Below are 10,425 nucleotides of genomic sequence, written 5' to 3' on the forward strand. Positions count from 1 at the left end.
CCCCGACGTCGCGGGCCAGCAGGTCTATGCGCTCGGCCAGGGCCAGCGCGGCCTCGGCGGCCGGGGCGCCGCGCTCGGCCACGCCCAGATAGGCGGCGATGACCGCGTAGGGTTCGGGGTCGGCCTCGGCGTTGAACCGCACCACGTGCGGTAGCAGCACCCCGTTGATGACGCCGTGGGGCAGATCGAGCAGTCCGCCGACCTGATGGCTCATCGCGTGGGCGGCCCCCAGGATCGCGTTGGTGAAGGCCAGACCGGCCTCCAACGCGGCCTGCGCCATCGACACCCGGGCCGCCATCTCGGCTGGGCGTTCCATGGTGCACACGAGGTTGTCGGTGACCATCTGCACCGCGCGCAGGGCGTGGTGGTCGGTGAGCTGGTTGTGGCCCAGCGACACGAACGCCTCGATGCCGTGGGTGAGGGCGTCCAGGCCGGTGGCGGCGTTGAGCCAGTCCGGCATGGTGGTCAGCAGCCGCGGATCGATGACGGTGATGTCGGGAACCAGGGCCCGGCCCAGGATGGTGATCTTGGTGTTGCGGGTGGTGTCTGTGACGATGCAGAACTGCGAGACGTCGGCGCCGGTGCCCGAGGTGGACGGCACCACCACCAGCGGGGGAATGGGAACTTCGGCTTTGTCCACTCCCTCGTAGTCGAGGATGTCGCCACCGTTGGCCGCCAGGATGGCCACGCCCTTGGCGGCGTCGATCACCGAGCCGCCGCCGACGGCGACCAGTACGTCGCAACCGCTTTCGGCGTAACTCTGGTAGCCGGCAGTGATCTCGTGGTCCTTGGGGTTGGGGGTCAGGTCGCTCCAGACCACGGCTCGGACCCCCTGTTCACCGAGGTGCCGGACCATCTCGTCGGCCCAGCCCGCCTCGATCAGGCCGGGGTCGGTGACCAGCATCGGCCGCAGGGCGCCCAGGCGCAGCGCCGCGTGCGCGGCCTCGGCCATCGAGTCGATCCCGAACACGATTTCGGGGGCGTGGAACTTCAGCACCCGCGGCCCCGCCGCACTGCCCCTGATCTCCAGTTTCGCCACAGTCTCGCCTCGCCCGGCCCGTCCCGGACGCACCGAATGTGACCCGGGCAACATTGCATGATCCAGCGTACGGCCCCGTTCCGCCGAAACGGCATTCCAGCAGGCCTGCTCTCGACTTTCCGCTGCCGGAATGCCAGTTCGGCGGGAATGCACGCTCATCACCGCCCCACCGCTTCGGCCGCGAAGTCGTGCGCGGTGCGTTCCAGCCCGGCCAGGTCGGCGACGACGCGGACCCGGTCGCAGAACTGCGCATAGGCGGGCAGGTCGCAGCTGCCCAGCCCCCACGAGTAGCGGGGTTCCGAGGTGAGCCAGACCGTTTCCCGGGCCCGGCGGGTGATCTCCTCGAACGCGGCCAGGTTGGGGTCGCGGGCGTTGTTGCGGCCGTCGCCGAGCACCAGCAGCGTGGTCCGCCGGGTCACCGCCGACGAATGTTCGGCCAGGAACTCACCGAACACACTGCCGTAGTCGGAGTTCGCCGCGGTATCCACCACATCGCCGCCGAAGATCAGGCCCAGCGCCCGCTCACCGGGGTGGTCGCGGAACAACTCGGTGGTCTCGGCGACGCCGTCGACGAACACGAACGACCGCACCTGGGTGAACAGGTCCTGCAGGCCGTGCACCAGGTTCAGGGTGAATCGCGAGGTCGCGCGCACCGACAGACTCACATCAGCCAGCACCACCAGCCGTGGCCGGTCCTCGGCCCGGCGCACCGTGACCGGCACGAACGGAACGCCGTCGAATCTCATGTTGCGCCGCATCGTCTGGCCCGGGTCCACCCGGCCCGCCGCCGCCACCCGGCGCCGGTGGGTGAGCGCACCGTGCAGGGTGCGGGCCAACCTGCGCAGCGAATCCTCCAACTCGGCGCGCTCGGTCTCACCGATGCGGTCGACCACCGCTTCACGGCGCTCCCGGGCTTCGACGATCTTGGTCTCCAGCGCCAGCAGCGCCTCCAGCTGTCGTTTGAGGGCCTGCGGCAGGTTCTCCAGCACCCCGGCCAGCCGCGCCCGCAACGCGGCCGCGTCGCTCTCGTCGCCGCCGCCGTCGTCGAGCGCGTCGGTCAGCCAGCCCAGCAGCGCGTCCTGTTCTGCGATGGACAGCTGCGCGTCGACGGGGGTCCCGCTCGAGGTTGCCAGCGAGCCGGGGGTGCCGGCGCCGCTGAGCCGGTCGGTGCTCAGCTGGACCCGATACGAATCGTCGGCTCCGGCGGCGCTGTCCTTGGAGAACGCGATCTCGTCGGTCAGGGCTGCCAGGTCGATCTTGTTCGCCTCCTGGTGCAGGTTGTAGCGCTGCGCGAGGTCCTCCTGCTTGAAGTAGTCGCGGATGCTCGCCGGCTTGCCGTGTTCGTGGCCGGGTTGCGGGGTTTCGCTCGGCTCCTCGGACAGCGTGAACGAGTCCAGCTCGCCGGTGTCGACGAGGTCGTCGTGGGCATGGATGTGGCCGTGACCGTGGTCGTCCGGTCCGACACGTACCAGCGAGAAGAACGCGTCGAAGATCTCGTCGAAGACCGGTTCGTCGCGATGGTCTTTGACCAGTGCGACGCGCAATGCGGTGCGCAGGACAGCCCGGGACGACAACACACCGGGCTGCCCAGCGCACCGCATCGCGTCGAGCGCTTCGGGAATCGAGACGCGCACGCCACCGAGCCGCAGCAGCCGGACGAACCGGTGCAGGGTCGCTTCCACGGGGTGCCCTACAGCGCCCGGCGCCGACCGAGTGCCGCCGCCTGCCCGGACTTCTTCGGGGTGCCGTAGTAGCCGTCGGTGAACCGGCCGGGTTTGTCCTTGGCCAGACGCACCGCCCGACCATCCTCGCCGTGGTCGTGGTCTCGGTCGTGGTCATGGTCGTGGTCTCGATCGTGGTCATGGTCGTGGTCTCGATCGTGGTCGTGGCCATGGTCTCGGTCGTGGTCGTGGTCGTGCGAATGCCGCTTGTGCAGGGACTCGGGCACGGTGGCATTGGGGTCGACCAGACGGGGCAGCGCGTCCAGCGATTTACGCACGTCCTTGTCGTACTTGACCACCACCGAGACCGTGTCGGACAGGATCTGCGCGGACAGCTCGTCGACACCGAGTACGGCCAGGGTGCGTGCCCAGTCGATGGTCTCGGAGATGCTGGGCGCCTTGCGCAGCTCGAGCTCACGTAGTCCGCGGACGATGTCGACGAGCTGGGCCGCCAGCGCATCGGACAGCCCGGTGTTCTTCGAGCGCACGATCTCCAGTTCACGCTCGGCGGCCGGGTAGTCCAGGAACAGGTGCAGACACCGTCGTTTCAGCGCAGCCGCCAGGTCCCTGGTGTTGTTGGAGGTCAGGATCACATACGGTGCGTGCTCGGCGACGAACGTTCCGATCTCGGGCACCGAAACCTGGTATTCGCCGAGGAGTTCGAGCAGTACGGCCTCCAGCGCCTCGTCGGCGCGGTCGATCTCGTCGACCAGCAGCACCACCGGCTCGGGCGAGCGCACCGCTTCGAGCAGCGGGCGCGGGGCCAGGAACCGGTCGGAGAAGAACACGCTCTCCTGGGCGCCGATGCGCGCTACCGCCTCCCCCAGATCGACGGCGTCCGCGACGATCTGGCCGATCTTCTCGCGCAGGATCTGCGTGTACAGCAGCTGCTTGCCGTAGTCCCACTCGTAGAGCGCTTTGGTCTCGTCCTGGCCCTCGTAGCACTGCAGGCGAAGCAGCCGCCGGCCGGTGGCAGCGGCGAGGACTTTCGCCAGTTCGGTCTTCCCGACCCCGGCCGGCCCCTCGATCAACAGGGGTTTGTCCAGCCGGGTCTGCAGGAACACGGTGGTGGCCAGGCGCTCGTCGGCGATGTATCCCTCGCCGGCGAGCGCCGTGCGCACCTCGTCCACCGTGGCGAACATCAGGGCAGCAGCTCGTCCAGGTCACCGTTCATGCAGTGCTCGACCACCGGGCGCACCGTGTCGAACGTGCATTCCTTGGCGTTGCCCGGGGTGCAGGCGTCGCCGAGCACGTGGTTGGTGATGCGGTCGACATCGGCCTTGTCGCCCTTGATGACCGGAGCGTTCTCGTAGAACTTGGTGGGCCCCTTCCCCAGCCGGTTCTTCGAGTAGCTGTCCTGCTTGACGTCGGTGAACTTCTCGATGATGTTGACGTCGCGTAGCAGCCGGATCGCGGCCGCCAGCGCGGCGTCGGCAGCCTGGACATCGGTCATTCCATAGGTGTCCACCCCCATGGCCGCCGCGATGTCGGCGAACCGCTTGTAGGCCACCGGCATGTTGAACGCCCACACCCGGGGCAGCGCGATCGCGTTGTTCAGCCCGTGGTGGGTGTCGTAGAACGCGCTGACCGCGTGCGAGATGGAGTGGATGATGCCCAGACCACCGGAGTTGAACGCCTGAGCGGCGATGTACTGGGCGTACATCATGCCCTCACGGCCTTTGAGGTCGGTGCCGTTCCAGGTGGCCTCGCGCAGGTTCTCGGCGGTCAGCTTGATCGCGCGGATCGCATTGCCCAGCGAAGGTTCGAAGTTCAGCCGGGACACGTAGGGCTCCGAGGCGTGGGCCAGCACGTCGAATCCGCACTGGGCGGTGTAGTCGACCGGGCACTCGTAGTACAACACCGGGTCGTCGACGGCCAGGGTGGCCACCGAGGCGTCATCGAACGCGACGTACTTGTGCGGGTTGTCCGGATCGGTGGTGGTGTCGGTGATGACGTAGGCCCACGAGGTCTCCGATCCGGTGCCCGCGGTGGTCGAGATCGCGATGTGCGGCGGGTTCTTCGGGTTCTCGCTCTTGTTGAAACCCTCGAAGTCGTTGACGTTGCGGCCGTCGTGGGCGATCGAGATGCGCGCGCCCTTACAGGCGTCGTGGGTGGAGCCGCCGCCGATGGAGACGAAGCTGTCGCATTCGTTCTCCTGGTAGAGCTTGACCGAGTCCATCACGTTGTAGTCCTTGGGGTTGGACTCCACCTGGTCGTAGACGACGACCTCGAGGCCGTGCCATTTCAGCGACTCGGCCATGTTGTGCACGATGTCGGTGCCGCGCAGGCCCGACGACATCAGCAGGGTGCGCTTGAATCCCATCTTGAGAGCTTCGGGGCCGACCATCTCGTGTGCACCGGGGCCCATCATGGCGCGGGGGAACGGGTGGAACTCCTTGATGGGGAAGGGCTTGAGGAGATCTTCGACCTTCATTGTCTGGTCCTTTCCAGGCCTGTGGCGATGCAGCAGGGTGGCGTTCGACCCTGATGAAGGCACCGTAAGCACGCGGCTGTGAGCCACGGAACAGCTCGGCGGCAAGACCGAATCCTCGGGCAGCGCGATTGCGCACGACCGGGTAGTGACCGACCTACCCGGTCGGAGAGGTGGTTGCGCCGGTGCGCCCGGTCAGTCCGTGACGGCGGCCAGCGCAGCGGCCAGGGTTTCGAGGTCGCTGTCGGTGAGATCGGCGTGCGGCGACATCCGCAGGGCCGGTCCGGTCATCTCCCGGGGGGCGCGCTCCACCCCCAGGTAGGTGGTCGCGACGCCATGTTCGGCGATCAGCCGTTCCCGCACCCGGGCGGGGTCGACGCCCTCGGGCGGGCGCAGCGTGGTGATGGCGCTCGGTTCGTCGACGGACTCCACGACCGTCCACCCCGCGACGCCGGACAGCGCCGTGCGGGTGGTGGCACCCACCTCGCGCAGCCGGGCCTGCATGGTTGCCGGCCCCACCGCCATGTGTTCGCCCAATGCCAGCGAAAAGGCCACGTGCAGTCCGACGTTGGTTTCGGCGAACCCCAGTCGCAGCCGCACCGACTCGGACAGCAGACCCGGCCGGGCGGCCAGCACCCCCACCCCGCGCGGGCCGGCGGGCCACTTGCGTGAGGACGAGTACAGCGCGTCCGCACCGATCCCGGCACAGTCGACGTGGCCGAACCCCTGGGCAGCGTCGATGACCAGGGGTATGCCGAGGTCCCGGCACACCGGGCCCAGTTCGCGGGCCGGCTGCACGATTCCGCTGTGGCTGCCGACGATCGTCAGATGCACCAGCGGCGGCGGATCGGCGGCGAGCTGGCGGGCCGCCGCGTCCACGTCGAGGCGTCCGGCGCCGTCCACCGGCAACGTGTGTCCGGCGAATCCGTGGTGCTGCATCAGCAACAGGTTCGGGCCGAACTCACCGGGTAGGCAGGCCAGCCTGCGGTCGACGCCCGCCCAGTCTTCGAGAAGGATGTCGAGCGCGTGGCCGGACCCGGTGGTGAACACGACGTCGGCATCGGGCATTCCGGTCATGGTGCGGACCGCGGCCCGGCCGGCGTCCAACGCCGGGGCGGCGGCCTCGGCGGCCTGGTAGCCGCCGATCTCGGCTTCGTGCCGGGCGTGCTGGGCGGCGGCCTCGATCACCGCGAAACTCTGCCGCGAGCAGGCCGCGCTGTCGACATGTACTCCTGCGGCGGGTGGCCGGGCCTCCCGCCAACGCTGCGCGAGCGTCACTTCACCGAGAGCGACAACCCGAAGTCGCCGGCCTCGTCGGTCCACCAGTGGGTGCGACGCAGCCCGGCGGCTGCCAGTTCGGACTCGACCCCGTCGGGGCGGAACTTGCACGACACCTCGGTGAGCATCTGCTCACCTTCGGCGAAGTCGACGCCGAGGTCAAGAGCGGAGATGCGCACGTGCTGCGCGCGGGTCGATCTGAGCCACATCTCGACGCGCTCCTCGGCGGCGTTCCACCGTGCGACGTGGGAGAAGGCATCGACGTCGAAGTCGGCGCCGAGTTCGCGGTTCACCACGGCGAGCACGTTACGGTTGAACCGTCCCGTCACCCCGGCGCTGTCGTCATAGGCACGGACCAGCCGGCCGGTGTCCTTGACCAGATCGGTGCCGAGCAGCAGGGTGTCCCCGGGCTGCATCATCTCCGACACCGACGCCAGGAACTGTGCGCGCGGCCCCGGGGTCAGGTTGCCGATCGTGGAGCCCAGAAACGCCACCAGGCGCCGTCCGGTGGCCGGGATCTTGCCCAGGTGCTCCTCGAAATCACCGCAGACCGCATCGATCTCGATACCGGGATACTCCCGGGCGATGGCCTGCCCGGCGGAGGTCAGCACGCTCGCGTCGACGTCGAAGGGGACGAAACGGCGCAGCGACCCGTGTTCGCGCATCGCGTCGAGCAGCGTGCGGGTCTTCTCCGAGGTTCCGCTGCCCAGCTCGACCAGGGTGTCGGCACCCGAGGCCGCCACGATCTCGGCGGCCCGGGTGGCCAGGATCTCGGCCTCCGCCCGGGTCGGGTAGTACTCCGGCAGCCGGGTGATCTGGTCGAACAGGTCACTACCGGCAGCGTCGTAGAACCATTTGGGCGGCAACGTCTTCGGCTGCTGCGCGAGTCCTTCCCGGACGTCGCGGCGCAACGCCTCGTCGGCGGCGTCGGCGGCCAGGTAGTTGGCGATCGACAGGTCGGAGGAGGACATCACGATCCTTTCAGTGGCGTCATCGCCACATGCGTGCCGGTGACTTCGACGAGGTGACGATCGGGAACTTCCTGCCATGCGGGATCGTCGTCGTAGGGTTCGCTGGCCAGCACGATCCCGTCGGTGCGGTGCAGCACCGACAGGGTGTCACCCCAGGTAGTGGCCAGCATCCGGGAACCGTCGGCGGCCAGGATGTTCAGCCGGGCGTTGGGGTCGTCGGCACCGACTCGGGTGACGGTGTCACCGAGGTTGTCGAGCCCCTGGCCGAAGATCAGTGCGGCCAGCAGGGCACTGTCGTTGGTCGACTCGGCATGCGGCGAGGTGGGCAGGACCGCGCGGTCGACCAGACCGTTGTGCGACAGCAGCCAGGCGCCGTCGCTGAACGGTGCCGACGCCGACGCCTCGACCGGCATGTTCACGCTGGCCGAGCGCACCGCCGCCACCACACACCCGCTCGACAGGGCAGGTGCCACCGAGGCGAACGAGGCGTCCCCCCACAGCGGGGAGGCGCTGCGCCACCGCCGCGGCACGTCGTGATCGAAGAATCCGACGCCCCAACCGTCGGCGTTCATGGTGCCGTGCTTCTGGCGGCGCGGCGCGTACGACTGAACCAGCAGACCTGAGGTGGGTTCGAGCATCAGCGAGCCGACCGTGACCGGCTCGCCGAGCCAACCCAGGTGCCTACACATGGCTAGTCGCTCTTCGCGCAAGCGGCTCATCGGCATCGTCCCAGGCCAGCCGGACACCGGAGAAGATCTGGCGCCGGATCGGGTGATCCCAGTTCCGGAAGCTGGGCCGCAGGATGCCCGGGGCCACGGCCCACGACCCGCCGCGCAGCACCCGGTAGTCGCCGGATCCCACACCGTCGAAGAACGGCTGGGAGTAGCTGTCGTAGACCATCGGCGTGAATCCCGGCCAGGGCCGCAGTGTGGAGGTCGTCCACTCCCACACGTCACCCATCATCTGCTCGGCACCATAGGCCGAGGCACCCGCCGGATAGGCACCGGCCGGCGCCGGCCGCAGTGCATCACCACCGAGATTGGCCAGCTCGGCGCTGGGTTCGGCAGCGCCCCATGGGTATCGGCGCCGGGCGCGAATCTCGGGGTCCCACGCGCAGGCTTTCTCCCATTCGACCTCGGTGGGCAACCGGGCACCGGCCCAGGCCGCGTAGGCCTCGGCTTCGAAGAAGGTGACGTGCTGGACGGGCTCGTCCGGGGGCAGTTCCTCGACGTGGCCGAACCGCGTGCGGGTGCCCGCGAGCGCTCCGCCATTCCAGAACAGCGGGGCCACCAACCCGGCCTGTTCCCGGTGCGCCCACCCGTCGGTCGACCACCAGCGGGGCTCCCGGTAGCCGCCGTCCTCGATGAACCGGCCCCACTCGGCATTGGTGACCGGCACCGTGCCGATGCGGAAGGACGGCACGTCGACGACGTGGGCGGGACGCTCGTTGTCCAGCGAGTACGGCTCGACCGAGGCATCCACGCCGAGGACGAACTCACCGCCGGGCACCGGCACCGAGGTTCCGGCCAGACCGGGCCGACCGGTGGGCAACGCCGAGCCGCGATCGAGCAGCGGCGCGCCCGAGCGCAGGCTCAGCGCCTGCAGCATGGTCTCGTCGTGCTGGTTCTCATGGCTGATCACCATGCCGAAGGTGAACGCGTCGGGGTGCCCGTCGGGCAACGCGTCGAGTACCTCCAGCGCCCGCCCGCGCACCGTGGCGCAGTAGGACCGCGCATCCGCCGGAGGCAGCAGGGGCAGATCGCCCCGACTGGCCCGGGAGTGCACGAAAGCGTCGTAGAGCTGGTCGACCTGCGGGCTCAGCAGCCCGGGCCGGTCCGGGTTGCCGCCGCGCAGCAGCCACAACTCCTCCTGCTGACCGATGTGGGCCAGGTCCCAGACCAGCGGACTCATCAACGGGTCGTACTGACGACGCACCTCCGCGTCGTCGAAGTCGACCAGCCGCAGCGTGCGCTGCCTGGCTCTGTTCAACTCGGTCGCGAGCATCTCGTGGGACGTCACAGTTGTCTACAACTCTCCCTGTGCCAGTTGGGTGACCGCGCCGGCGATGCCGTACGTCACCGCCCGGTCCGCGAAGTCGTCGGCTGGACAGCGTCCCTGCTCGACCAAACGCACGAGCGACTGCATCGATTCCCCGATGTCCGCCGGCGCCCGGTCCGCCGCTGTCTGCACACAGCGCTCGGCCGCGCGTTGCAGGCGGCGGTCACGCAGTCCGGCGCGGGCTGCGTGGTCCCATCCGGTGGCCACCGGCTCGGTGGCCTCGGCGGCGATGTCGGCCGCGGCCGGATCGTCGAGCAGGGTCGCCAGGGTGAACACCGCGGCCGGCCACAACGCGTCGGGCATCGTGTCGAGGTAGCGGACCTCGAGATAGCCGCGCGGCCGCACCGGCGGGAACAGCGTGGTGAGGTGGTAGTCGAGGTCCTCGGCGGTGGGCCTGCGGTCGTCGAGCAGTACCCGTCCGTCGGCCCAGTCGGCGAACGGCACCCATCCGGTGACCGGAACCGGCTCGGGGCTGTTCACCAGCATGACCGGCGCACGCATCGCGTAGCGGGCCCAATCGCTGGCCGGATCGTCGCCGCTGGCCCCCAGGATCGGCCCGCACCGTGCCGAGTCGAGCTGGCTCCACACCCGCTGACGGGTGGAGCACCACCCGGTGAAGGAGCCGGCGAGCACCGGCGAGTTCGCCGCGATCGCGACCATCACCGGCCCCAGCGCGTGGGCCAACTGCACCCGCTCACCCCAGCCGGTCCGCGGACCGGCATCGAAGTTGACCTGGACCGACGCCGTCGACGTCATCATCGCCGCGGCCGCCGCACCCGTCCCACTGGCCTGGAAGAACTGCTCCATCGCGTCGTAACGCACCTTCGGATGGACCCGCCCGGCCGGGCGCAGCGGGTCGGCGCCGAGCAGCACCAGACCGTAGCCGGCGCGGGCGAACGACGCGCGCAGCACCGCACGGTCGAGCCG

The 10,425-nt window shown here is 69.4% G+C and carries 9 protein-coding genes; all 9 read right to left on the reverse strand.

Annotated features, from left to right (window positions below):
* On the reverse strand, window positions 1–1,093 hold a 1,093-nt coding region (locus tag ACXAID_RS24640; RefSeq protein ID WP_475024808.1), incomplete at its 3' end, for an iron-containing alcohol dehydrogenase.
* 104 nt (window positions 1,094–1,197) lie between these two features.
* Window positions 1,198–2,721, reverse strand: a complete 1,524-nt coding sequence (locus ACXAID_RS24645) for a VWA domain-containing protein (RefSeq protein WP_475024809.1) — start codon at window positions 2,719–2,721, stop codon at window positions 1,198–1,200.
* Window positions 2,722–2,729: 8 nt separating this feature from the next.
* On the reverse strand, window positions 2,730–3,902 hold the full coding sequence (locus ACXAID_RS24650) for an AAA family ATPase (protein ID WP_475024810.1): 1,173 nt from the start codon (window positions 3,900–3,902) through the stop codon (window positions 2,730–2,732).
* A complete protein-coding gene (gene mdo, locus ACXAID_RS24655; RefSeq protein WP_207065382.1) occupies window positions 3,902–5,194 on the reverse strand; it encodes an NDMA-dependent methanol dehydrogenase in 1,293 nt (430 codons plus the stop codon). The genes ACXAID_RS24650 and mdo overlap by 1 nt, the downstream gene beginning before the upstream one ends.
* Window positions 5,195–5,386: 192 nt before the next feature.
* The gene (gene egtE, locus ACXAID_RS24660; RefSeq protein WP_475024811.1) at window positions 5,387–6,469 is read right to left on the reverse strand and encodes an ergothioneine biosynthesis PLP-dependent enzyme EgtE; all 1,083 of its coding nucleotides are present in this window, start codon (window positions 6,467–6,469) and stop codon (window positions 5,387–5,389) included.
* The gene (egtD, locus tag ACXAID_RS24665; RefSeq protein WP_475024812.1) at window positions 6,466–7,440 is read right to left on the reverse strand and encodes an L-histidine N(alpha)-methyltransferase; all 975 of its coding nucleotides are present in this window, start codon (window positions 7,438–7,440) and stop codon (window positions 6,466–6,468) included. Before egtD ends, egtE begins: the two co-directional genes overlap by 4 nt.
* Window positions 7,440–8,129: an ergothioneine biosynthesis protein EgtC gene (gene egtC / locus ACXAID_RS24670; RefSeq protein ID WP_475024813.1), complete on the reverse strand. Its 690-nt coding sequence runs from the start codon at window positions 8,127–8,129 to the stop codon at window positions 7,440–7,442. Before egtC ends, egtD begins: the two co-directional genes overlap by 1 nt.
* Window positions 8,122–9,459 (reverse strand): ergothioneine biosynthesis protein EgtB, encoded by a 1,338-nt coding sequence (gene egtB, locus ACXAID_RS24675; protein ID WP_475024814.1) that lies wholly within the window; start codon window positions 9,457–9,459, stop codon window positions 8,122–8,124. Before egtB ends, egtC begins: the two co-directional genes overlap by 8 nt.
* A 6-nt stretch (window positions 9,460–9,465) precedes the next feature.
* On the reverse strand, window positions 9,466–10,425 hold a 960-nt coding region (gene egtA / locus ACXAID_RS24680; protein WP_475024815.1), incomplete at its 5' end, for an ergothioneine biosynthesis glutamate--cysteine ligase EgtA.

This window comes from Mycobacterium sp. ABE4_509, assembly GCF_056160785.1.